Genomic DNA, 21306 nt, shown 5'->3' on the forward strand with positions numbered 1-21306 from the left:
TATGAAAAAAATAGTCTTTACAGGTGGCGGTTCGGCAGGACATGTAACACCTAATTTAGCAATTATTCCACATTTACAGGAAAAAAACTGGGACATTTCTTATATTGGTTCTCATCAAGGGATTGAGAAAACGATTATAGAAAAAGAAGGAATACCTTACTATAGTATTGCAAGCGGGAAGCTACGTCGTTATTTTGATTTGAAGAATATAAAAGATCCTTTTCTCGTAATGAAGGGTGTTATGGATGCGTACTTAACAATTCGTAAATTAAAGCCGGATGTTATTTTTTCAAAAGGTGGTTTCGTATCTGTACCAGTCGTAATTGGAGGATGGCTAAATAGGGTGCCAGTTTTGCTACATGAATCTGATATGACACCTGGACTAGCAAATAAAATTGCGCTCCGTTTTGCCTCGAAAATATTTGTTACATTTGAAGAAGCAGCGAAACATTTACCGAAAGAAAAAGTAATATATACAGGATCGCCTGTACGTGAAGACGTAGTAAGCGGAAATCGTGAAAGAGGTTTAGAGTTTCTAGGGTTTTCACGTAAAAAGCCGGTTATTACGATCATGGGAGGAAGTTTAGGCGCGAAGAAAATTAACGAAACAGTTCGAGAGGCGTTGCTAGAACTTCTTAAAAAGTATCAAATTGTTCATCTCTGCGGAAAAGGTAATCTTGATGAGAGTTTACAAAATAAAGAAGGATATAGACAATTTGAATATGTACATGGGGAGTTGCCAGACATATTAGCGGCAACAGATTTTGTTATTTCGCGTGCGGGCTCCAATGCAATTTTTGAGTTTTTAACATTGCAAAAGCCAATGGTTTTAATTCCGTTATCGAAATTTGCAAGCCGTGGAGACCAAATTTTAAATGCGGAATCCTTTGAAAGACAAGGGTATGCATCGGTATTATATGAAGAGGATGTAACGGTGAACTCGCTTATAAAGCATATAGAGCAGCTATCTCATAATAATGAAACGTATAAAACAGCATTAAAAAAATATAATGGAAAAGAAGCAATTAAAACTATCATTCAACATATTTCAGAGGCATGATTATATAATCATGCCTTTTTTAATAGGATGAAAGATTCCAAGAATTGATATTTTTATGTTACAATAAAGTGAAACTTTAATCAGTGGGGGGCATCCCCACTGATTATTATTTGAACCAATCGGGCTTTTACGGGCAGTTAATCCCACATCTAACTTCTTTGCTTTTGCTGAATTTTGAGGTGGGGGTCTTACTGCCCTCAAATAGCGGGATAACAAATGGTTAGTAGGGAAATTCCAATTGATTAAGCGTGAAAATACGAATGGATTAGGAGTGACTGTGTTGGAGCTAAGTCTCTATGAAAATACTGCACTTATTATATGCTTTGTGTTGTACGTTGGTAGTGTTATTGTTTATATTTCACGGAAATTTTCACAAGAACGAGAGCTTGAAAAATCAGAGATAACAGCTGAACTAGAAATGTTAGCTGATGAAAGTTATAAAAAACAAAAAATAAAAGAAGACCATGAAGCACCCCATCATTTAAACGCAAATAAGTTCTAAAGATGGGGATTTTTTTTGAAAAAAATCCTATTAACGCTAAAACGGAGTTTCCCCATTTATATAAGGAGTGGATATAGATGAAATTTTATATTGCTTCGGGATTTCAAAATAAGTATCTTGTACGCTTTATAGCGAATGAACTGAAAAATTCAGGATGGTACCATACATATGATTGGACCCAAAATGAAAGAGCAGTTAATCAGGAACAATTAAGAGCAATTGGCCAGGCAGAGAAGAATGCTATAAAAGAAGCAGATGTCTTTTTACTTATATTAGATGGCGGAAATGGAAGTCATACAGAGTTTGGAATGGCGATTGCGCTAGAGAAAAAGGTATATATGTATCATGAAGGAAACCCGCTCCAAACAACGTTTTATCATTTACCAGAGATAAATATTTTTGAAGGAGATGCAGCTGAGTTTGCATCTTATGTTATGAAGCATATGGAATATTAGTAATTACCTAGAAGGTTATAAAAGGGATCTTTTGGGCACAGTGATTATAAGTAAAGTATATAAAGGAGTTATACATATGAAATTAGAAAATGGATGGGAAACAAGTTTTTTAGAAGTTGTACAAAACAGTGAATTTAAGAAAGATGCAATTCTTAGTCAATTGCTTTTTGCGGATGGTGAAGAAGTAGAAGAGCTTGTTGATGATTACGGTTATGAAGAGATTATTGAACGCGAACATGATGATGAGTTAGCAGAAATTTTAGGAGAAGAACTATTTAGTGAGATGGAGCGAAACGTATTCTTAGCTTCACAGCCAGAAGAAAAACTTATTTCATTCGTAAATGGATTAGGTTTTCACGTGTTAGATTGGATCGTGCTTCTTGAAACAGAATTTGGCATTGATAGCGCAAATTTCACATCGGATGCAGTGAAAATGTTAGAAAAGCGTTTTAGACAATTCCCGTACATAGAAGATAAAACAATTTTTGATATGACTTTTGGAGAGGTGATGGATGTATTACAATCCGTTACAGGATTACAACTGAAAGAAAAAATGAACATATAAAGAAAAAGAACGTGAGGATATCACGTTCTTTTTTTACATAATAATAATTTTATCATCTAGCTTTGTTTGTCCAGTAAGAAGTGCATTTAAATACTCTACTTTTCGTATGCAAGCTTGTATATGTCTTTCAACCTCTTGTAACTCTGCTTGGTGATGTGTTTCAATTGGATGAATTTGTACGTTGAATTTTTCGAATTGACTACTATATGTTATTTTTGCATAGCCGCTCATAATATCGGTTTCGTTATGAAATAAGAATTGCTTCGTTTCTTCACAGAATGATACATCCTGAAAGCCATATACTTTTAATGCTTCAATTACTTTGTTAATCATTTTTGTATTCATTTTTTAACCCTCTTTACGAAGTTCTACTTTTATATTATAACATAAAAAATTACACAGAAAGCGCTTCCAAGTGTATTTTATTATAAACTTTACGTTTCAATCATAAAAATGAAACAAAGAAAAAATAATTGTAAAGAAGGAAGGACTCTTTTATTGTTTCGTCATATATATAGAGAAATAGTGCAATGAAAGGAAATTTTTCGAGGTGGAGATTGTATTTCCAATTTGAGCGCAGTAAAAGAGGTGAGAATCTTGAACTTTGATATTGTAGGACAAAAAGCATATATAAAAGACGGACCGTATCGGAACCGAATTGGAACTGTAAAGAAAAACGAAAAACAATTAGAATCCCACTTTGCTATTGTAATTGGAGAACAAAGTATTGATGTAGAGCTAAAGGATATCGTGTTAGTTGGAGTAGATGTAGGACAATTTCATAAATGGTGCGAGCAAAATGGTTATTTGTGAAAGGGACGGGCTGTGAGATAATGAAATATATTTGAGAAAAGAGAATATGTTATTGTATTCTCTTTTTCTATGTGTAAGGAGGAGGAAATGAAGTATAAAGAACAAGATTTTACATTGGAATTGAAAGAGAAAATTCAATGTATGGAAAAGGACATAGAATGAATATCATTTAAACTTTATAAAGAGTATTCGCATTTATACATAGAAAAAAACATGGAATTAGATATGGGATTTGTAAGAGACAAAGAAAATCCCTTTGAGAGGGGTTATTATTCATCAGTTGCGGTAGCTATATTAGATGAAGAACAAGAGATGATTGAGTTTCACAATATTCCAATTTGGAAATGCGAAAGACTCTTTTTGGGAATGCAAATTCAATCACGGATTTGGGGGAGTAAGAAAATAGGGGAACTAGTTGAGGAATCTTACTATGAGATTGAGGAAGAGTTAAAAGAGCAACTAGAAGAGTTTTTGGTAGAAGAATAAAGTTTGGATTTTAATGTAAAACATTACAAAAATGTAATTTTTATAAAAGTCAGAAAGAATATATAATTTATTTATAATTATCTATTCTAATATAAAGGTGGTGTTTTTAACATGGCTGAAGTAATCGGTAGAGCGTTATTCATAGTGTTTGAGACAATAAGTTATGCCCTGTGTTTAAAAGATAAAGAGGAAGATGGAGAGAAATGAAAAAGGACGCTAACATTTTTGTTAGCGTCCTTTTCATTATGAAGCAATTTCACCAGTTTTTACATCATCTTGATTGTACGTATCTTGATCTAATTCACCAAGCCATTTACTAGAAATAAGACCAGCTGTCATAGAACCACTTACGTTAAGAGCTGTACGACCCATATCGATTAATGGTTCAACCGAGATAACAAGAGCGACAATGCCGATTGGTAAGTTCATTGTAGATAGTACGATTAACGCTGCGAATGTTGCGCCGCCACCAACGCCAGCAACACCGAATGAGCTAATAGCAACGACAGCGATTAAAGTTAAAATAAATTGTGGTTGTAATGGATCAATTCCTACAGTTGGAGCGACCATCATAGCAAGCATTGCTGGATAAATACCTGCGCAACCGTTTTGACCGATAGATACCCCAAATGATGCTGCGAAGTTAGCAATACCTTCAGAAATACCAAGTTTTTCTTTTTGTGCTTCAATATTTAATGGCATTGCACCAGCACTAGAGCGAGATGTGAATGCAAATGTTAGTACAGGGAATACTTTTTTCAAATATTGAATTGGATTTAAACCAGATAGTGCGATTAATAATAAGTGAATGATAAACATTACGATAAGAGCTACGTAAGATGCTAACACGAAGTTACCAAGTTTTAAAATAGCGTTAATATCGCTACCAGCGACTGTTTTTGCCATAAGAGCTAACACGCCGTATGGAGTAAGACGTAAAATTAATGTGACCATACGCATTACGATTGCATATACAGCATCAAGCATCTTCTTAAATAGCTCTGCTTGTTCTGGATGCTTTCTTTTTACACCGAGAAAGGCAATACCAATAAATGCTGCAAATATTACAACAGAAATTGTTGATGTTGGACGAGCACCTGTTAAATCAAGAAACGGATTTGTAGGTAACAGTTCTAATAATTTGTCTGGAATTGTTGTCTTCTCAATAGAAGTAAATCTTTCTTCTACTAATTTCAGACGAGCAGATTCTGCATCACCTTGTTGTAATCCTGTTGCTGATACATCAAATCCTGCGCTTGCTGCGATACCGACAGCTGCAGCAATACCTGTAGTAAGAATTAAAATTCCGATAATAAGACCACTGATTTTACCAAGGTTTTTCGTTAATTGTAATTTTGTAAATGCTGAAATAATAGATACTAAAATAAGTGGCATAACGATCATTTGGAGCAATTTCACATAACCGTTACCGATTAAGCCAAACCAAGTATTTGATTCAATAATTACTGTAGAAGTAGGCTCATAAATAAATTGTAATATAAGACCAAATATAATTCCGACTCCTAAAGCGGTAAATACACGTTTATTAAAAGATACATGCTTACGTTGCATATAATATAATACGCCAACTAAAATGAGCATGAATGCAACGTTAATTCCGACAAGCAGTGTATTCATGACGATTCCCCCTAATTCCAATCTGTTATATAGAATATAAGGTAATAAAACCTATAAGTCAACTAGGGAATTGCGGAATTAAAAAAAGATGGCAAATTGCCACCCTTTAATGTCCAGCTCCAGGGACAAGTAAAAACGTCGTGTAGTATGTAAATCCAACGAAGAAAACGGTTAAATATGCCCCGAATACGTATATATACATACGCTCTGTTAATTTTAAATAGCTTAAAAGTACGAAAAATCCTGTTTGTCCTAAAAATAGTAGTGCGGTCGAATGCATATCCCCTACGTAAAACATAACCGAGAAAATTCCAGTCCAAAAGCCGAGAACGCGAAACATGCGCTCCATGCCATCTCCCTCCTTTTCTAAAAAAGTAAAACCTCTCTTCATTATAGTTTATTTTTCTAACTATTGTAAATATTCATTCATGTAAAAGAAAGAAGCCAATTATAATATTGACTTCTTCTTAGTTGAAAAACTAAATTTGAACTTTATCCCGCATTAACGGGCAGTAAAACTCCCACCACAAAATTCGGCTTGAGCAAAGAAGTTAGGTGGGAGTCGGGCAGCCCGTAAACGCCCGATTGGTGCGGGCTAATAATCAGTAGGGGAAGAACAAAACCCCCACTGATTAAAGTTTCACTTTATAGTTACAAGATTTGCATCCATCTAGTAGACTATCGTTTCGAGTTAATTCTACGTTCGGGAATAGGATTTCAAAAATTCCCTTCATCATATCTCCATGCATATTACAAATTTCAGTCGGATGATGCGCAGCAACTTCTTTAAATGGGCAATTGTGTACATCATAGAAAATTTTTGTACCATCCGTACTTATTTCAAAAGCAGGAGATAAACCAGCTGTTGAGAATGCTTCTTTTGCGATTTGCATTTTTTGTTCTATCGTCAATGCTTCTGCACTTACATTTAAGCGATGCATATGTTGTTGCATTAATTCTTTGCCGAATTGTTTCCCTGTTTCATATAGCGCTTTTTCACCAGCGCTACCTAAGCTTAGCAGTGAATTAAATGCTATCTGTGCTAATAATTGATAATCGCGAAATGGGAATTGTAACTGGATGACATCCTGAGACAAGACGTATAGTCTGCTTGGCCTGCCGCCTTTCCCAGTTTTTTTTGTTTCTGATTTTAGCATATTAACATCTTCTAATTTAGATAAATGTAAACGAGCTACGTTTGGATGAATGTCAAACTCATCTGCTATTTCTTGTACAGTTACGTAACTATGCTTTTGAGAAATATATTTATAAATATAATAACGAGTAGGGTCAGATAACACACCTGTAATTTTTAAAGCTTGTTCCATTAGGATCTCCACCTTTATCACTTTATCCAAGATATTAACATTATAATACAGATAAACTTCTATATAGGTAATTTTAGACAATAATTCGGAAATTGTTCATAATTTCACAAACATATTTTTCCTTTTTGTCTTAGTGAAAATAAAAAATTGCTAATTTTTGTTTTGCAGCTTTTCATGATATATACATGGTGAGGAGGGAAATTTGATGAATGGTATCGAGCTTTTTGCAAATATGATTATGAAAGAAGCTTGTGGGGTGCAAGCATCGGACTTACATATTGTGCCCAGGCAGAAGGATGTGGCGATTCAATTACGGATAGGAAAAGATTTAATTACGAAACGGTGTATTGAAAAGGAATTTGGAGAAAAGCTTGTTTCGCACTTTAAGTTTTTAGCATCAATGGATATAGGAGAGAGGAGAAAGCCTCAAAATGGTTCATTATATTTGCAAATTGATGGATCAGAAGTGTATTTACGCCTTTCAACACTTCCAACAGTATATCAAGAAAGTCTCGTTATTCGTCTCCATTTACAAGCATCTGCTCAGCCGTTGTCTCACCTTTCGTTATTTCCAAGTTCAGCGGAAAAATTACTCTCTTTTTTAAAGCATTCGCATGGGTTACTCGTATTTACTGGGCCGACTGGTTCTGGAAAAACAACAACAATGTATGCGTTATTAGAAGTAGCTAGAAAATGGCAAACACGTCGCATCATTACACTGGAAGATCCAGTTGAGCAAAGAAAAGACGGTTTATTACAAATTCAAATAAACGAAAAAGCTGGTATCACATATAAAACGGGATTAAAGGCTATTTTGCGTCATGATCCAGATATTATTTTAGTTGGCGAAATTCGTGATGAAGAAACAGCAAAAGTAGCTGTAAGGGCCAGTTTGACGGGACATTTAGTAATGACAACCTTGCATACAAATGATGCGAAAGGAGCGATACTACGATTTATGGATTATGGTATTACAAGACAAGAAATTGAACAATCATTATTAGCAGTAGCTGCTCAGCGGCTCGTCGAATTAAAATGTCCATTTTGCAGAGGAAAGTGTTCAACTTTATGTAAATCAATGAGGCAAGTGAGACAGGCAAGTATTTATGAACTGTTATATGGATATGAATTAAAACAAGCGATTAAAGAAGCAAGTGGAGAACATGTTACGTATCACTATGAAACGTTGGAATCATCGGTTCGAAAAGGGTATGCTTTAGGATTTTTAGAAGAAGATGTATATGTTTAAGAGGAAATGGAGTTTAAGTGATCAAGCATTATTATGGAAAAGATTAAGTGATTTATTAGAGAAAGGTTACTCACTTTTGCAGGCGTTAGAATTTTTGCAGTTGCAACTACCATTAGGGAAGAAACTACAGTTACAGCGTATGATCGAGGGATTGAAAAATGGACAAAGTTTGCACGCTTCTTTTCACCAATTAATGTTTCACCCTGAGGTGTTAAGTTATTTGTTTTATGCAGAGCGACATGGTGACATGTCTTTTGCTTTGCAACAAGGGAGTGTACTTCTTTACAAGAAGGATAAATATAGGAAAGATATGATGAAAGTAATACGATATCCTATGTTTTTATCGTTCTTTTTAATGATTATGCTTTCTATTTTTAACCTCATTTTATTGCCTCAGTTTGAAATGATGTATAGTTCTTTACATTCTACAGCACCACCACTTACGGAGCAAATTTTAGTTGCAATTAAATTATTACCCTACTTCATTTATAGCATTTTTCTTATCGTTATAACAGGCTTTAGTTTATATATATTTTATTTTCGAAAACTTCCGCCTACTCAAAAGGTAAAGATTATGATCCGTATTCCCCTTATGAAAACATTTCTTATTTTAAATCATTCGCATTATTTTTCCGCTCAATTAAGTGGTTTATTACACGGTGGATTGTCAGTACACGAAGCATTAACAATAATGATGAAGCAAAAGTATCATCCGTTCTTTCAGTATGAAGCAGCCCGAATTAAGCGGCAATTAATTGCAGGAGAACCGTTACAATCTATTATTGATAAAAACGGTTATTACGAGAAAGAACTTTCTTATATCATTACGCATGGACAAGCAAACGGTAATTTAGCAAATGAGCTTGGTGATTACAGTGAGCTCATTATTGAAAAGGTAGAACAAAAAATTAAACGTATGTTATTTGTGATTCAACCTATTTTATTTACATGTCTTGGGGTTATAGTCATTCTGATGTATTTAGCGATGATTATGCCGATGTTTCAAATGATGAATTCTATTTAGGGGGCATTTACATGCAGAATGAAGAAGGTTTTACTCTTTTAGAAATGTTGTTAGTTATGGTTGTCATAACTGTATTATTACTATTAATTATTCCAAATGTAGTTAAGCAGCGATCCTCGGTGCAGGAAAAAGGGTGTGAAGCCTACGTGAAATCTGTAGAAGCACAAATACAGGCATATCAACTCGAAAATAATAAAATACCTACAATCGAGGAATTAAAAACTAAAAAATATATTGCTGTTGATGAATGTCCGAAAGGTAAACCAATCCATATTTCTGATGATGGCACGGTATCAGCAGGGAAATCGTGAAGCAAAAAGGTTTTACTCTTTTAGAGATGCTACTTGTCTTATTTGCTATTTCTGTACTGAGTGTTGTTACGTATTTTAACGTTACTTCATTACATGAAAAACAAAGAGTTGAGCAGTTTTTAAAACAGTTTTCAAATGATGTTTTGTATATGCAGCAGTTGGCAATTAAGCGTCAAAAACATTATACGTTACGCTGGTTTAAAGGGAAACAGATGTATTATATTTCGGAATCAGAGACGGATTTTTTAATTGTTAAGAGAGAATACAATAAAGATATCCAATTTGATTTGCATACCTTTCCAAATCCAATGACATATAATCCGAGCGGAAATATTAATAGAGGTGGTACGATTTTACTTTCCTATCAAGGGTATAAATATGAGATTGTATTTCAGCTTGGAAGAGGGAGATTTACGTATCGTGAAGTGTCAAAAAGGATCAGTAATGGTTGAAATGGTTGTAGCGTTAAGTTTAATAATGGTGGCGGTATCGTTATTACTCCCGCAAACATTATTAATTATGCAGGAAAGAAAAAATATAAACATGAGCTATAAAGCATTAATATTATTAAAAAAAGAAGCGGCCTTGTTTAAGTATGAGGATGGGGAAAAGCGAGAAAAAGAGCAAGTCATAAAAGGGATTGTATATTACACATATTGGAGAGGAGATGAAGTTTGTGCGGTGTGGAAAGATATGAGAGGAAAAGCGATGGAGCAATGCCTTTATGCAGAAAAAAGATAAAAAGGAAGCGGGATTTACATTAATAGAAATGATTGCATGTTTGTTGCTTTTATCGATGTTCTTTTTAATTTTACCGCGTCTTCATATTATGGGGATAGAAAATACACATTCAAAAGGATTAAATGACTGGGAGTGGGATGTGTTTTTAGGGCAAATGCAATTAGAGTTTCGTGAAGTAATAAGTGGGAGGAAGATAGAACGAGAAAATGATGGGAATATTTTGCGTTTCCAACTTCGTAATGATGATGAGGTGACGTATGAAAAAGTGAATAGTAATTTAATAAGAAAAGTAAATATGCGCGGAAGGGAAGTTATATTACAAAGGATTGAAGCGATTTCGTATAAATTAACACCTCAGTTGCTATATATACGTGTGAAAGATATAGGTGGTGAAATATATGAAGGCGTGGTTGTACGCTATAGTGAAATTGAGACAGAAACATGAGAAAACAAGATGGATTTGCAATGCCAGGAACAATTATTTTTCTTATTTTATTAATTTCTTTTTTGATGTGCGAAACGAATATGTTACTTTTGGATAAAAAATTTTATGCTGAAATAGAACAAAATTTTTTCATGGAGGAACTTATTGATCGAGCTATTTCAGATATAAAAAGAGACTTACAGCAAAAAGAAAAAGAGGATATTTTTTTGTTTCAGTATGAAAGAGGAGAAGTGAGTGGAAAGTACATCTTTGAAAATGATGTTATTATCATTTCGTTGCAATGTGTTACAAAGCAGAGAGTTTTCTATACAGTGAGTTTTCGCTATAGGAAAAGGGATAATAAAATATTTGATTGGGTAGAAGGATAGTGTGTAAAATAAGCGGGAGAGAACCACTAATTCCTATTGTGGAGTGAGTTAATTTCTTTGAGGAAAGGGATAAAACGATAGTCAAAAGTTTAAATTTTCTCAAAAAAGAGAAAGGTAGAAAGAATATGATATATTCATGCTATCCAATCATTTTTTCTAGGGAGATAAGGAAATGACAAATAACAATCAAATAGGCGAAAATAAGGAACAAACTATTTTTGATCATAAAGGAAATACGATTATGACAGAGGATAGGGAAATACAAATTATTTCAAAATTCGAAGAACCTCTTATTGTCGTGTTAGGAAATGTATTAAGTGATGAAGAATGTGACGAATTAATTGAATTGTCTAAAAGCAAGTTAGCACGTTCAAAAGTTGGTTCATCACGTGATGTAAATGATATTCGAACGAGTCGTGGTGCATTTTTGGACGATAATGAACTTACTGAGAAGATTGAAAAACGAATTTCATCTATCATGAATGTTCCTGCGTCGCATGGAGAAGGATTACACATTTTAAATTATGAAGTGGATCAACAATATAAAGCGCACTATGATTATTTTGCGGAACATAGTAGATCAGCTGCTAATAATCGTATTAGTACGCTTGTCATGTACTTAAATGATGTAGAAGAAGGCGGGGAAACATTCTTTCCGAAATTAAATCTTTCTGTGCATCCTAGAAAGGGAATGGCAGTATACTTTGAGTATTTTTATCAAGATCAATCACTAAATGAGCTTACGTTACATGGAGGGGCACCTGTTACGAAAGGCGAGAAGTGGATTGCGACGCAGTGGGTGAGAAGAGGTACTTATAAGTAAAAGTGACCAGCTTGTTTGATTGCGAGAAAATAGCGAGTATGTTACGTTTTGTTCTTCATAGTATAAGAAGAACAAAACGTTTTTTTATTAAATAAAGCAACAACTTTCGTTATAATAACAAATAATAACGGATGATTGAGAGGAACGAAAATGAAATCTATATACATAACTGGCTATATGGGAGCCGGGAAAACAACAATTGGAAAAGCGTTAAGTAAAGAACTTCATATCGATGTTGTAGATACAGATCAAAAAATCGAAGAGAAGAAAGAGAAGGCAATTCGGCATATTTTTGCAGAAGAAGGCGAAATGGCTTTTCGGGAATATGAAAGTGAGATGTTACGTTCACTACCGGTTCAGAATGTAATTATTACAACTGGTGGAGGGATTATTGAACGAGAGGAAAATCGAAAGTGGATGAAGGAAAATGGAACTGTCGTGTATTTATACTGTGATCCACATGTAATTGCAGAAAGGCTTCGTGAAGATACGACACGTCCACTATTTCAGAAAAAAAATATAGATGCATTTGTAACGAAATTCGAATCGCGCCGAGCTTATTATGAAGAGGCACATATTCATATCGATACGACAAGTAAGTCGGTAAAGCAAATCATGAATGAATTAAAGGAAAAGATTAATGAATAAAAAAGTGGACATACTAATCAAGTAGAGGTGATGATAATATGTCTACTAATGATTATGTACGCTTTGTGACACAGCAATTTGTGTCGTATATGGATGCTCCAAAAGAGGATCGAAAACAAAAGAAAGAACAACGTCGTGCGGAGAAAGAGCCATTCTTAAACAAATGGTTTGGTGTTATGCCATTGAGCGCTGCTTTGTTTTATCGAAATGTAAAAAATAAAAGAAAAAAATCAAGTTAATCATTCTTCGTTCACTTGTGAGGCGTATAGCCAATAAAAATCCCCTAGTATAACAAGATGCTAGGGGATTTTTTTGTTTATCTCGCATTAACGGGCAGTAAGGGCTTCCACCTCAGAATCCGGCGAATGCGAGGCAGTAGGGGAAGGACAACACCCCAACTGATTAAAGTTTCACTTTATTGCACAGACTCTTTTTTTTCAGTAACTGCATGTATTTTATTGTTTACCCATACAAATCCAATTCCAATACAAATAGAAATGCCCCACCCAACAGCGGTCATAATAGCTCTCATTTCACCATATCCATCTACACCGAAAACAGAGATGAAATAGATTTTTAAGAAACTTTTTAATATAAATTGAAGACCGAAAAATAGTGTTAAATATTGCAGTGCTGGATATATACGGCTATCTCGGTAAAGCTCACGACTTTTATCGCGGTCATGACCTTGCAATGCAGCAATGTCTGCAGCGAAATATAACATCAGTGGTTTTTTTATAAAGATTGTACATATAACGATAATACCGAGTACGATGTGATAATACGCATCGTTCCACAACATTCGTTCAGCGGATCCAGATAATAAATCTACTGTTGTATTAGAAATGAGTGTAATTAAAATAAAGAACCCTGTTATGTTAAACTGTTTTTCTTTCTTAAAGGTATACAGTGTATAAATAATCCCCGGAGCAGAGGAAATTAACATCGCGTAATAAGGATCGATATAAGGTTTTGCGAATTTCCAAATGAGGAATGGGAATACGAGATAAAAGACAAGATCTAATATAGCTTTTTTATTTTGATTCATATACAGCCTCCTTAAGTCATATATATATTTTATAATATAATTTCTGAAAATTGTATAAGGTTTAATGGGAAAAGAAAAAATAAATCACTTTTTGAGGGATTAGTAGATTGAAAAAATTGCCCCTAGCGTAGTAAGTTTTTTTAGTATATAATAAAGGAAACGCTTTCATTTTTGGTTTGTTCACAAAATGGACGGAAAATCACATATTTACTATCGATATGTTGCTTTATAATGAAACTAATTAAATATACATGCATACAATATTGTGAAATAAATAACATAAATAATCTATATAAATGTAAACGTTATCAAAAGAGAGAGGTGGAGACAATGAGTAAATTTTTCTTCAATCATAATCCAGCAACAGTAGAGGATGGAAGGCTTGTTAAATATGCTGAAATTATTTATGGAGAAGGTGGCCGTTCTGTATTAGAAAATTTAATGGTGAAGGCATCTATCAGATTGCGTGATCGTTATCCGAATAAATCTGACGAGCAGATCTCGAACCTCGTAAATCAAGGCATCCATGATATGTTTCAAAAATATGTGAGTGAATAAGAGTAGCCAATGGCTGCTCTTATTTTTTTTGTATAAGGATTGTGCCTCTAGCTGAAAATAAGGGTGTATTTTGAAAGACATAAGAAGGAGTGGAACAGATGAGTAATGGTATTGGACGTTCAAAAGAAAACCTTCCAACCGATGCAAATCATGTGAGCGCAAAGGATCGTGCGTATCAAAAACGTATGGCAAAGCAAAAACAACAAGAGCGTAATGAAGATAGAGAGTAACTCAAAATAAAGCTCCTTCTAAAGCAGAAGGAGCTTCTTTAAGATAGAAAATGATTCGCGGTAACATAAAAGAGCCCACCGTTAATAATTTGTACTGTAATGCGGGGTTCATATTGTTCTTGCAAGGCTTGTTTTTCAATTTCATAGCTTTCGGGAAGTTCATCACTTTCTTCATAAAAACGATTTAAAAGATCTAAATCGTGATTCCAGCGCACTCTTGCTTCTTTCGCCCACGTATGGTCATCTTCTGCAATTATATTCTTTAAAGCGTCCTCTATACGTTGTAAACCGCTTTGCGGTTTAATGATAGGCGAGAGTGTAAAACAAAAGTCAGGTATTTTCGGTGTAAGTTTAATGCTTGTTAATGTTTCATGAAAGTTTGCAATCATTGTGCCAGAAATGAGATGAATACCAATGGAGTGAAGGATGTCTTTTTTTCGATCACATTGATAAGATACTTTAATATTTACACCAAGCCAAGGGTGGAGTGGGGTATGTGTTGCCCCGCTATGTTTCACGTCCTCGTATAACCGTATGTATGAGCCTAGTTCTTTTGTTGTTTCAAAGATTTGATGCAAACGTGGTGAACCGTAATGAATAAGTTCACCATCGTTTTCTTCGTTTTCTGGATTTGTAATAAGAGTAAGGCGCATCGGATTCGGAACGCCTCCTGTTTTTTCAAGATAGTGCCAATAGAAAGGGCGGTTCATTAATAATTTATCCATTTCAATTGTTAACTGCACGTCTAATAAGTGAGGGGAACGTTCTAAAATTTCGCAGTTATTCGCCTCAAAAAAGTTATATAAGTAATTATGAATTTCATTTTGCTGCATAGCCCTGCACCTCTGCTTCATTGCGCTTCGCAAAATCGATAATAGATGTTAAATTTTCCATTTTGATTCGAATTTCTCCTTCGCTTTTTGACTGTGCGAAAATTTCTTGAATATGCGCATCGATATTTTTCATGTTGATTCTCGTTAAAATTTCATCGAGTTCACCGATTACTCGTTCAAATAAATTAATTTTTTCATACAGCAGTTTTAAAATATGCTCTTCAACAGTATGCTTGGTTGCTAAGTTATAAATATGAACATCATTTTTTTGTCCAAGACGATGAATACGCCCAATTCTTTGTTCGAGTCTCATTGGATTCCACGGTAAGTCATAATTAATCATATGGCTACAAAACTGTAAGTTAATTCCTTCACCGCCGGCTTCGGTCGCGATTAACACTTGAGCATGATTTTGGAAAAGTTCCTTCATCCAATCTTTCTTTCCGCGTTTAAATCCACCACGAAATGGAACAGAGGAAATTCCATGTTGTTGTAAGAACCATTGTAAATACATTTGCGATGCTCTATATTCAGTGAAAATGACAACTTTATCGTCGATTTCTTTTATAAGCTCTAGAGCTTTATTTGCTTTTGAGTTGAAAGGAATATGATTAATTTTGTCCATTAACACATCGATATGTGGTTCCTTTATGTAGTGCTCATTTTCTTTCTGTCTTTTTTCTACATGTTTTTTTAATGAATAGTAAACAGCTTCGCGACTACTACATGCTTCCCGTTTTAAAGTTAAAGATGAGAAAGCCGACGTGAAGGCATCTTGACCTCGCCAATTTTCAATCGCGTTATATAACGCTTGTTCTTCTTCATTAAACTCAACAAAAATTGTACGTACATGCCTTTTTGGCCAATCAATTCCAGTATTATGACGTCGATTTCGGACCATTACTTTGTTGATGAGAGCTTTTAAATCTTCATCTGATTCAGCCGAGCGATTTTTTGAAGCATAATATTCTTCAAAATTAGATTGGTTGCCTAAATGACCTGGTTTTAATAAAGAAACGAGGTTGAAGATTTCATCGATTTTATTTTGAACAGGAGTAGCGGTTAGTAATAAACAAAACTTCTTTTTTAATCGTTGTGCAAATTCATAGTTTTTTGTTTTATTATTTTTTAGTTTATGTGCTTCATCAATAATAATAAGGTCATATTCTAAGTTTAAAACGATATCGCGATGTGGCGACCGTTTCGCAGTATCAATTGATGAAACGATGACATCAGCTTGTTCCCAAGAATAACTTTTCTTTTGAGCGACCGCAGGAATAAAAAATTTTGTATTTAGTTCATATGCCCACTGAGATACGAGCGAAGCTGGAACTAGAATGAGTACCTTTTTTACAAGCCCCCGCACCATATATTCTTTTAAAATAAGACCAGCTTCGATTGTTTTTCCAAGTCCAACTTCATCTGCTAAAATCGCTTTACCATTCATTTGTTCAATAACATTTTGAGCGACTTCTAATTGATGCGGAAGTGGCGTGAAATGTGATAAGTGTTTTGGTGCTTGTAATCCATCAAAAGTAGGGACGAGTAATGATTTTTCAGTTTTATAAGCTAATTGATATAAATCCCAATTTGTCCAAGGACCATCTTCATCAATTCTTTTTAAAAAATTATTTTGCCACGTTCGATCTACGGAAATATCGACATTCATTCAGACGCTCCCACCTTTTATAAACTAAAGTGATTATTAAAAAAATCTTTATTATAAGCCTTGTTATAAGGCATTATCACAATTACTAAAAATTAAAGAATAAGCAATGATAAAGTGAAACTTTAAACAGTGGGGAGGGTTCATTCCCACTGATTATTAGTTGAACGAATCGGGCATTTACGGGCAGTTATCTCCCACCTAACTTCCTCGCATTCGCTGAATTTTGAGGAGGGAGTCTTACTGCCAGTTAATGCGAGATAAAGGGATAAATCTCAAAAGTTGTATTTAATAAGATTAAGAATAAAAAATTCTAAATTATTTTTTATGCTAGAATATTGATGAAATATAGCGAATAATGTTAGGATAATGGTGTGAAATGTATGGAATCTTTCGTATTTTATCCAAGAAAGTGATTTTTTATTTACGCTTTCATAAAAAAATATAATGAGATTCCGTATATCCTATCTTTTCAGAGTGAAAATGTTTAGATAAGGGAAACAACTTTTATTGATTTGTCAGAGCATAAGGGGGAGAGAGCATGATTACATTACAACGTACACCGTTATTTGATGTATACGCGAAGTATGGTGGGAAAACAATCGACTTCGGTGGTTGGGAGTTACCAGTTCAATTTTCAAGCATTAAAGAAGAACATGAAGCTGTACGTACAGCGGCAGGTTTGTTCGATGTGTCTCATATGGGAGAAGTTGAGGTAAAAGGTGTAGATAGTTTAGCATTTTTACAACGTGTTGTTACAAATGACGTTTCTACCTTAAAGGTAGGAGGCGCACAATATACAGCTATGTGCTACGAAAATGGTGGTACAGTAGATGATTTATTAATCTACAAACGTGGTGAAGAAGACTATTTATTAGTAATCAATGCATCAAATATCGAGAAAGATTACGAATGGTTAGCTAGCCATGTAATTGGCGATGCGACAGTAGTCAATGTTTCTAGTGAAGTTGCACAGCTTGCAATTCAAGGACCAAAAGCAGAAGGCATTTTACAAAAAGTTGTGTCAGAAGATTTGAAAGAAATTAAGTTCTTTAAATTTAAAAACGATATTCTTGTAGATGGAATTCCTGCACTTGTATCTCGTACAGGTTACACAGGTGAAGATGGATTTGAAATTTACTGTAAGAGTGAAGATGCTGCAAAACTTTGGGAGAAACTTCTTGAAGTTGGAGCAGAAGAAGGCTTAAAGGCATGTGGTTTAGGTGCTCGTGATACACTTCGCTTCGAAGCAACATTACCACTTTATGGTCAAGAATTATCAAAAGATATTACACCGATTGAAGCAGGAATTGGCTTTGCGGTAAAACCAAATAAAGAAGCAGACTTCTTTGGAAAAGAAACGTTAAAAGAGCAAAAGGAAAACGGTGCATCTCGTAAGTTAGTCGGCATCGAAGTAATCGAACGTGGTATTCCTCGTACGCATTACCCTGTATTTATTGGGGAAGAAAAAATCGGGGAAGTAACGAGTGGTACACAATCTCCAACGTTAAAGAAAAGCATTGGTTTAGCACTAATTGATGTAAAATACGCAGCAGTTGATACAGAAGTAGAAATTGAAATTCGTAATAAACGCGTCAAAGCAGTAGTTGTTCCAACACCATTTTATAAACGTTCAAAGTAACGGGGAGAGGGGTAGATTTCATGTTGCATCGTTATCTTCCAATGACAGAAGAAGACAAAAAAGAAATGTTACAAACGATCGGCGTTCAAACGATCGATGAGTTATTCTCTGATATTCCAGAGAGTGTTCGTTTTAAAGGGGATTTAAAAATTAAAGAAGCAAAATCAGAGCCAGAGCTTTTAAAAGAGTTAACTCAAATGGCTAGCAAAAATGCTAACTTAAAAGAATACGCTTCTTTCTTAGGAGCAGGCGTATACGATCATTACGCTCCAGTAATTGTAGATCACGTTATCTCTCGCTCAGAATTTTATACAGCTTACACGCCATACCAACCAGAAATTTCACAAGGGGAATTACAAGCAATCTTTGAATTCCAAACAATGATTTGTGAATTAACAGGAATGGATGTAGCAAACTCTTCTATGTACGACGGAGGTACAGCTTTAGCTGAAGCGGCAATGCTAGCAGCTGGCCATACTCGTAAAAAGAAAATTCTTGTATCTAGTGCAGTGCACCCGGAATCAAGAGCAGTACTTGAAACATATGCAAAAGGTCAACATCTAGAAGTTGTTGAAATTAATCATAAAGATGGTGTAACAGATTTAGACGTATTACAAAGTGAAGTAGATGATACAGTTGCTTGTGTAATCGTTCAATATCCAAACTTCTTCGGACAAGTTGAAAAGTTAGCTGATATCGAAAAAATCGTTCATCAACAAAAATCATTATTTATCGTTTCTTCAAATCCATTATCATTAGGCGCATTAACACCACCAGGAAAATTTGGTGCTGATATTGTAATCGGTGATGCACAACCATTCGGTATTCCAACGCAATTTGGTGGACCACACTGTGGTTACTTTGCAACAACGAAAGCATTTATGCGTAAAATTCCAGGACGTCTTGTTGGACAAACTGTAGATTCAGATGGTAAACGTGGATTTGTATTAACGTTACAAGCACGTGAACAGCATATTCGTCGTGATAAAGCGACGTCTAACATTTGTTCAAACCAAGCATTAAATGCATTAGCAGCATCAGTTGCAATGACTGCGCTTGGAAAACAAGGTGTGAAAGAAATGGCACGTCAAAATATTTCTAAAGCACAATATGCAAAACGTCAATTCGAAGCGAAAGGCTTCACTGTAACGTTCGCTGGTCCATTCTTCAATGAGTTCGTTGTAGATTGCAAACGTCCAGTTAAAGAAGTAAATGATGCATTATTACAAAAGAATATTATCGGCGGTTACGACCTAGGCCGTGATTATAAAGAGCATGAAAATCATATGCTTGTAGCAGTAACAGAGCTTCGTACAAAAGAGGAAATTGACACACTTGTAAACGAAATGGGGGCTATCCAATGAAGAACCAAGACCAAGCACTTATTTTTGAAGTGACTAAAGAAGGACGCGTAGGATACAGCTTACCCAAATTAGATGTAGAAGAAGTGAAACTAGAAGATGTATTTGAGAGCGATTATATTCGAGTAGAAGATGCAGAGCTACCGGAAGTATCTGAACTTGACATTATGCGCCACTATACAGCACTTTCAAACCGTAACCACGGCGTTGATTCTGGATTCTATCCACTTGGATCTTGTACGATGAAGTATAATCCGAAAATTAATGAAAACGTAGCTCGTTTCGCAGGATTTGCAAATATTCATCCACTTCAAGATGAAAAGACAGTGCAAGGTGCAATGGAATTAATGTACGACTTACAAGAGCATTTAATCGAAATTACAGGTATGGATACTGTTACATTACAGCCAGCAGCTGGTGCACACGGAGAATGGACAGGTTTAATGTTAATTCGTGCATACCATGAAGCAAATGGTGACTTTAACCGTACGAAAGTAATTGTTCCTGACTCTGCTCACGGAACGAACCCAGCATCTGCAACTGTAGCTGGTTTTGAAACAATTACAGTAAAATCAAATGAACATGGTCTTGTTGATTTAGAAGACTTAAAACGTGTTGTAAACGAAGAAACAGCAGCACTTATGTTAACAAATCCGAATACGTTAGGCTTATTCGAAGAAAACATTTTAGAAATGGCAGAAATCGTCCATAACGCAGGCGGTAAATTATACTATGATGGTGCAAACTTAAATGCTGTATTAAGCCAAGCGCGCCCAGGAGATATGGGATTTGACGTTGTGCATTTAAACCTTCATAAAACATTTACAGGTCCGCATGGTGGCGGTGGTCCAGGTTCTGGTCCAGTAGGTGTGAAAGCTGATTTAATTCCGTACTTACCAAAACCGATTTTGGAGAAAACGGAAAATGGCTATCACTTCAACTATGATCGTCCAGAAGCAATTGGGCGTGTGAAACCATTCTACGGTAACTTCGGAATTAACGTTCGTGCATACACATATATTCGTTCTATGGGTCCAGATGGCTTGCGTGCAGTAACTGAGTATGCTGTATTAAATGCGAACTACATGATGAGAAGATTAGCACCATTCTATGATCTTCCGTTCGATAGACATTGTAAGCATGAATTTGTATTATCAGGTCGTCGTCAAAAGAAACTTGGCGTACGTACGTTAGATATTGCAAAACGTCTGCTTGATTTCGGTTACCATCCACCAACAATTTACTTCCCATTAAATGTGGAAGAATGTATTATGATTGAGCCAACAGAAACAGAATCAAAAGAAACGTTAGATGGTTTCATTGATAAGATGATTCAAATCGCTAAAGAAGTAGAAGAAAATCCAGAAGTTGTACAAGAAGCACCGCATACTACCGTCATTAAACGTTTAGACGAAACGATGGCTGCACGTAAACCTATTTTACGTTATGAAAAGCTAGCTCCTGTACAAGTTTGATTAGAATAAAAAAGAACTCGCTATATGCGGGTTCTTT

The 21306-nt window shown here is 35.0% G+C and carries 28 protein-coding genes and 1 pseudogene; 21 read left to right on the forward strand and 8 right to left on the reverse strand.

Translation table 11 applies throughout. The features are described from left to right. Nucleotide 1: 1 nt before the first annotated feature. The 4 genes from CDB3_RS02750 (at nucleotide 2) to CDB3_RS02770 (ending at nucleotide 2582) form a co-directional block, all read left to right on the forward strand. Nucleotides 2–1060: an undecaprenyldiphospho-muramoylpentapeptide beta-N-acetylglucosaminyltransferase gene (locus CDB3_RS02750; RefSeq protein WP_128853398.1), complete on the forward strand. Its 1059-nt coding sequence runs from the start codon at nucleotides 2–4 to the stop codon at nucleotides 1058–1060. A 241-nt stretch (nucleotides 1061–1301) separates the two neighbouring features. Next, nucleotides 1302–1562 (forward strand): DUF3966 domain-containing protein, encoded by a 261-nt coding sequence (locus tag CDB3_RS02760; RefSeq protein WP_083596079.1) that lies wholly within the window; start codon nucleotides 1302–1304, stop codon nucleotides 1560–1562. A 77-nt stretch (nucleotides 1563–1639) separates the two neighbouring features. Next, on the forward strand, nucleotides 1640–2017 hold the full coding sequence (locus CDB3_RS02765) for a nucleoside 2-deoxyribosyltransferase (protein WP_128853400.1): 378 nt from the start codon (nucleotides 1640–1642) through the stop codon (nucleotides 2015–2017). A 76-nt stretch (nucleotides 2018–2093) separates the two neighbouring features. After that, a complete protein-coding gene (locus CDB3_RS02770) occupies nucleotides 2094–2582 on the forward strand; it encodes a hypothetical protein (RefSeq protein ID WP_128853401.1) in 489 nt (162 codons plus the stop codon). A gap of 33 nt (nucleotides 2583–2615) precedes the next feature. On the opposite strand, the gene CDB3_RS02775 is transcribed toward CDB3_RS02770, so the two are convergent. Beyond that, a complete protein-coding gene (locus tag CDB3_RS02775; RefSeq protein ID WP_128853402.1) occupies nucleotides 2616–2927 on the reverse strand; it encodes a hypothetical protein in 312 nt (103 codons plus the stop codon). Between the two features lie 252 nt (nucleotides 2928–3179). On the opposite strand from CDB3_RS02775, the gene CDB3_RS02780 reads away from it, so the two are divergent. Next, on the forward strand, nucleotides 3180–3395 hold the full coding sequence (locus CDB3_RS02780) for a DUF3912 family protein (protein WP_128853403.1): 216 nt from the start codon (nucleotides 3180–3182) through the stop codon (nucleotides 3393–3395). Between the two features lie 87 nt (nucleotides 3396–3482). Next, a pseudogene (locus CDB3_RS02785) lies at nucleotides 3483–3881 on the forward strand (hypothetical protein). 243 nt (nucleotides 3882–4124) lie between these two features. On the opposite strand, the gene CDB3_RS02790 reads toward CDB3_RS02785, so the two are convergent. From CDB3_RS02790 to CDB3_RS02805, 3 genes are all read right to left on the reverse strand, one after another. Further along, the gene (locus tag CDB3_RS02790) at nucleotides 4125–5519 is read right to left on the reverse strand and encodes an L-cystine transporter (RefSeq protein ID WP_128853404.1); all 1395 of its coding nucleotides are present in this window, start codon (nucleotides 5517–5519) and stop codon (nucleotides 4125–4127) included. Between the two features lie 106 nt (nucleotides 5520–5625). After that, complete coding sequence (locus CDB3_RS02795) at nucleotides 5626–5868, reverse strand: DUF2626 domain-containing protein (protein WP_128853405.1); 243 nt, start codon at nucleotides 5866–5868, stop codon at nucleotides 5626–5628. Between the two features lie 283 nt (nucleotides 5869–6151). Next, nucleotides 6152–6847 carry a helix-turn-helix transcriptional regulator gene (locus tag CDB3_RS02805; protein ID WP_000434127.1) on the reverse strand — a complete coding sequence of 232 codons (696 nt, stop codon included), beginning with the start codon at nucleotides 6845–6847 and terminating at the stop codon, nucleotides 6152–6154. 205 nt (nucleotides 6848–7052) lie between these two features. Between CDB3_RS02805 and comGA the strand changes: the two genes are divergently transcribed. The 10 genes from comGA to CDB3_RS02855 all read left to right on the forward strand — a co-directional run bounded on the left by comGA (nucleotide 7053) and on the right by CDB3_RS02855 (nucleotide 12695). Further along, nucleotides 7053–8096, forward strand: coding sequence for a competence type IV pilus ATPase ComGA (gene comGA / locus CDB3_RS02810; protein ID WP_128853406.1), 1044 nt, complete (start codon nucleotides 7053–7055; stop codon nucleotides 8094–8096). Next, a complete protein-coding gene (comGB, locus tag CDB3_RS02815) occupies nucleotides 8083–9120 on the forward strand; it encodes a competence type IV pilus assembly protein ComGB (protein ID WP_128853407.1) in 1038 nt (345 codons plus the stop codon). Before comGA ends, comGB begins: the two co-directional genes overlap by 14 nt. A gap of 11 nt (nucleotides 9121–9131) precedes the next feature. After that, nucleotides 9132–9431, forward strand: a complete 300-nt coding sequence (comGC, locus tag CDB3_RS02820) for a competence type IV pilus major pilin ComGC (protein WP_002145747.1) — start codon at nucleotides 9132–9134, stop codon at nucleotides 9429–9431. Next, nucleotides 9428–9883, forward strand: coding sequence for a competence type IV pilus minor pilin ComGD (gene comGD, locus CDB3_RS02825; protein ID WP_128853408.1), 456 nt, complete (start codon nucleotides 9428–9430; stop codon nucleotides 9881–9883). Before comGC ends, comGD begins: the two co-directional genes overlap by 4 nt. After that, the gene (locus tag CDB3_RS02830; RefSeq protein ID WP_128853468.1) at nucleotides 9876–10172 is read left to right on the forward strand and encodes a type II secretion system protein; all 297 of its coding nucleotides are present in this window, start codon (nucleotides 9876–9878) and stop codon (nucleotides 10170–10172) included. Before comGD ends, CDB3_RS02830 begins: the two co-directional genes overlap by 8 nt. Further along, nucleotides 10156–10617 (forward strand): competence type IV pilus minor pilin ComGF, encoded by a 462-nt coding sequence (gene comGF / locus CDB3_RS02835; RefSeq protein ID WP_128853409.1) that lies wholly within the window; start codon nucleotides 10156–10158, stop codon nucleotides 10615–10617. Before CDB3_RS02830 ends, comGF begins: the two co-directional genes overlap by 17 nt. Continuing rightward, nucleotides 10614–10985 carry a competence type IV pilus minor pilin ComGG gene (gene comGG / locus CDB3_RS02840; protein ID WP_097830701.1) on the forward strand — a complete coding sequence of 124 codons (372 nt, stop codon included), beginning with the start codon at nucleotides 10614–10616 and terminating at the stop codon, nucleotides 10983–10985. Before comGF ends, comGG begins: the two co-directional genes overlap by 4 nt. Before the next feature lie 172 nt (nucleotides 10986–11157). After that, on the forward strand, nucleotides 11158–11808 hold the full coding sequence (locus CDB3_RS02845; RefSeq protein WP_128853410.1) for a 2OG-Fe(II) oxygenase: 651 nt from the start codon (nucleotides 11158–11160) through the stop codon (nucleotides 11806–11808). A 150-nt stretch (nucleotides 11809–11958) separates the two neighbouring features. Then, nucleotides 11959–12456: a shikimate kinase gene (locus tag CDB3_RS02850; protein WP_128853411.1), complete on the forward strand. Its 498-nt coding sequence runs from the start codon at nucleotides 11959–11961 to the stop codon at nucleotides 12454–12456. A 38-nt stretch (nucleotides 12457–12494) separates the two neighbouring features. Beyond that, a complete protein-coding gene (locus tag CDB3_RS02855) occupies nucleotides 12495–12695 on the forward strand; it encodes a YqzE family protein (protein ID WP_071747116.1) in 201 nt (66 codons plus the stop codon). Between the two features lie 176 nt (nucleotides 12696–12871). Here the strand turns inward: CDB3_RS02855 and CDB3_RS02860 are convergent, their stop codons facing one another. Both CDB3_RS02860 and CDB3_RS02865 read right to left on the reverse strand, forming a co-directional pair. After that, nucleotides 12872–13504 (reverse strand): VC0807 family protein, encoded by a 633-nt coding sequence (locus tag CDB3_RS02860; protein ID WP_128853412.1) that lies wholly within the window; start codon nucleotides 13502–13504, stop codon nucleotides 12872–12874. A 140-nt stretch (nucleotides 13505–13644) separates the two neighbouring features. After that, nucleotides 13645–13761 (reverse strand): hypothetical protein, encoded by a 117-nt coding sequence (locus CDB3_RS02865; protein ID WP_003279814.1) that lies wholly within the window; start codon nucleotides 13759–13761, stop codon nucleotides 13645–13647. 73 nt (nucleotides 13762–13834) lie between these two features. Between CDB3_RS02865 and CDB3_RS02870 the strand changes: the two genes are divergently transcribed. Both CDB3_RS02870 and CDB3_RS32145 read left to right on the forward strand, forming a co-directional pair. Next, nucleotides 13835–14062 carry a hypothetical protein gene (locus CDB3_RS02870; RefSeq protein ID WP_128853413.1) on the forward strand — a complete coding sequence of 76 codons (228 nt, stop codon included), beginning with the start codon at nucleotides 13835–13837 and terminating at the stop codon, nucleotides 14060–14062. Nucleotides 14063–14160: 98 nt separating this feature from the next. Continuing rightward, complete coding sequence (locus CDB3_RS32145) at nucleotides 14161–14292, forward strand: hypothetical protein (protein WP_000064668.1); 132 nt, start codon at nucleotides 14161–14163, stop codon at nucleotides 14290–14292. 38 nt (nucleotides 14293–14330) lie between these two features. Here the strand turns inward: CDB3_RS32145 and CDB3_RS02875 are convergent, their stop codons facing one another. Then, nucleotides 14331–15125, reverse strand: a complete 795-nt coding sequence (locus CDB3_RS02875; RefSeq protein WP_097830705.1) for a YqhG family protein — start codon at nucleotides 15123–15125, stop codon at nucleotides 14331–14333. Next, on the reverse strand, nucleotides 15112–16794 hold the full coding sequence (locus tag CDB3_RS02880; RefSeq protein ID WP_097830706.1) for a DEAD/DEAH box helicase: 1683 nt from the start codon (nucleotides 16792–16794) through the stop codon (nucleotides 15112–15114). Before CDB3_RS02880 ends, CDB3_RS02875 begins: the two co-directional genes overlap by 14 nt. A gap of 538 nt (nucleotides 16795–17332) precedes the next feature. Between CDB3_RS02880 and gcvT the strand changes: the two genes are divergently transcribed. The 3 genes from gcvT to gcvPB are packed head-to-tail and all read left to right on the forward strand — an operon-like array spanning nucleotide 17333 to nucleotide 21269. After that, nucleotides 17333–18433: a glycine cleavage system aminomethyltransferase GcvT gene (gene gcvT / locus CDB3_RS02885; RefSeq protein ID WP_000631767.1), complete on the forward strand. Its 1101-nt coding sequence runs from the start codon at nucleotides 17333–17335 to the stop codon at nucleotides 18431–18433. A 20-nt stretch (nucleotides 18434–18453) separates the two neighbouring features. Beyond that, the gene (gene gcvPA / locus CDB3_RS02890; RefSeq protein WP_048531122.1) at nucleotides 18454–19797 is read left to right on the forward strand and encodes an aminomethyl-transferring glycine dehydrogenase subunit 1; all 1344 of its coding nucleotides are present in this window, start codon (nucleotides 18454–18456) and stop codon (nucleotides 19795–19797) included. Then, nucleotides 19794–21269 (forward strand): aminomethyl-transferring glycine dehydrogenase subunit 2, encoded by a 1476-nt coding sequence (gene gcvPB, locus CDB3_RS02895; protein WP_000795709.1) that lies wholly within the window; start codon nucleotides 19794–19796, stop codon nucleotides 21267–21269. The genes gcvPA and gcvPB overlap by 4 nt, the downstream gene beginning before the upstream one ends. Nucleotides 21270–21306 lie beyond the last annotated feature (37 nt).

This window comes from Bacillus sp. CDB3 (assembly GCF_002081505.1).
Taxonomy (GTDB): domain Bacteria; phylum Bacillota; class Bacilli; order Bacillales; family Bacillaceae_G; genus Bacillus_A; species Bacillus_A cereus_AT.

Coding starts and splice junctions, on each gene's coding strand:
- gcvPB (WP_000795709.1), top strand. CDS start 19,794: ATGAAGAACCAAGACCAAGCACTTATTTTTGAAGTGACTAAAGAAGGA.
- CDB3_RS32145 (WP_000064668.1), top strand. CDS start 14,161: ATGAGTAATGGTATTGGACGTTCAAAAGAAAACCTTCCAACCGATGCA.
- CDB3_RS02880 (WP_097830706.1), bottom strand. CDS start 16,794: ATGAATGTCGATATTTCCGTAGATCGAACGTGGCAAAATAATTTTTTA.
- CDB3_RS02795 (WP_128853405.1), bottom strand. CDS start 5,868: ATGGAGCGCATGTTTCGCGTTCTCGGCTTTTGGACTGGAATTTTCTCG.
- CDB3_RS02770 (WP_128853401.1), top strand. CDS start 2,094: ATGAAATTAGAAAATGGATGGGAAACAAGTTTTTTAGAAGTTGTACAA.
- CDB3_RS02790 (WP_128853404.1), bottom strand. CDS start 5,519: ATGAATACACTGCTTGTCGGAATTAACGTTGCATTCATGCTCATTTTA.
- comGA (WP_128853406.1), top strand. CDS start 7,053: ATGAATGGTATCGAGCTTTTTGCAAATATGATTATGAAAGAAGCTTGT.
- CDB3_RS02865 (WP_003279814.1), bottom strand. CDS start 13,761: ATGCATGTATATTTAATTAGTTTCATTATAAAGCAACATATCGATAGT.
- CDB3_RS02765 (WP_128853400.1), top strand. CDS start 1,640: ATGAAATTTTATATTGCTTCGGGATTTCAAAATAAGTATCTTGTACGC.
- CDB3_RS02845 (WP_128853410.1), top strand. CDS start 11,158: ATGACAAATAACAATCAAATAGGCGAAAATAAGGAACAAACTATTTTT.
- gcvT (WP_000631767.1), top strand. CDS start 17,333: ATGATTACATTACAACGTACACCGTTATTTGATGTATACGCGAAGTAT.
- CDB3_RS02855 (WP_071747116.1), top strand. CDS start 12,495: ATGTCTACTAATGATTATGTACGCTTTGTGACACAGCAATTTGTGTCG.
- CDB3_RS02850 (WP_128853411.1), top strand. CDS start 11,959: ATGAAATCTATATACATAACTGGCTATATGGGAGCCGGGAAAACAACA.
- gcvPA (WP_048531122.1), top strand. CDS start 18,454: ATGTTGCATCGTTATCTTCCAATGACAGAAGAAGACAAAAAAGAAATG.
- CDB3_RS02750 (WP_128853398.1), top strand. CDS start 2: ATGAAAAAAATAGTCTTTACAGGTGGCGGTTCGGCAGGACATGTAACA.
- CDB3_RS02805 (WP_000434127.1), bottom strand. CDS start 6,847: ATGGAACAAGCTTTAAAAATTACAGGTGTGTTATCTGACCCTACTCGT.
- comGG (WP_097830701.1), top strand. CDS start 10,614: ATGAGAAAACAAGATGGATTTGCAATGCCAGGAACAATTATTTTTCTT.
- comGC (WP_002145747.1), top strand. CDS start 9,132: ATGCAGAATGAAGAAGGTTTTACTCTTTTAGAAATGTTGTTAGTTATG.
- comGF (WP_128853409.1), top strand. CDS start 10,156: ATGCAGAAAAAAGATAAAAAGGAAGCGGGATTTACATTAATAGAAATG.
- CDB3_RS02830 (WP_128853468.1), top strand. CDS start 9,876: ATGGTTGAAATGGTTGTAGCGTTAAGTTTAATAATGGTGGCGGTATCG.
- CDB3_RS02775 (WP_128853402.1), bottom strand. CDS start 2,927: ATGAATACAAAAATGATTAACAAAGTAATTGAAGCATTAAAAGTATAT.
- comGB (WP_128853407.1), top strand. CDS start 8,083: ATGTATATGTTTAAGAGGAAATGGAGTTTAAGTGATCAAGCATTATTA.
- CDB3_RS02875 (WP_097830705.1), bottom strand. CDS start 15,125: ATGCAGCAAAATGAAATTCATAATTACTTATATAACTTTTTTGAGGCG.
- CDB3_RS02860 (WP_128853412.1), bottom strand. CDS start 13,504: ATGAATCAAAATAAAAAAGCTATATTAGATCTTGTCTTTTATCTCGTA.
- CDB3_RS02870 (WP_128853413.1), top strand. CDS start 13,835: ATGAGTAAATTTTTCTTCAATCATAATCCAGCAACAGTAGAGGATGGA.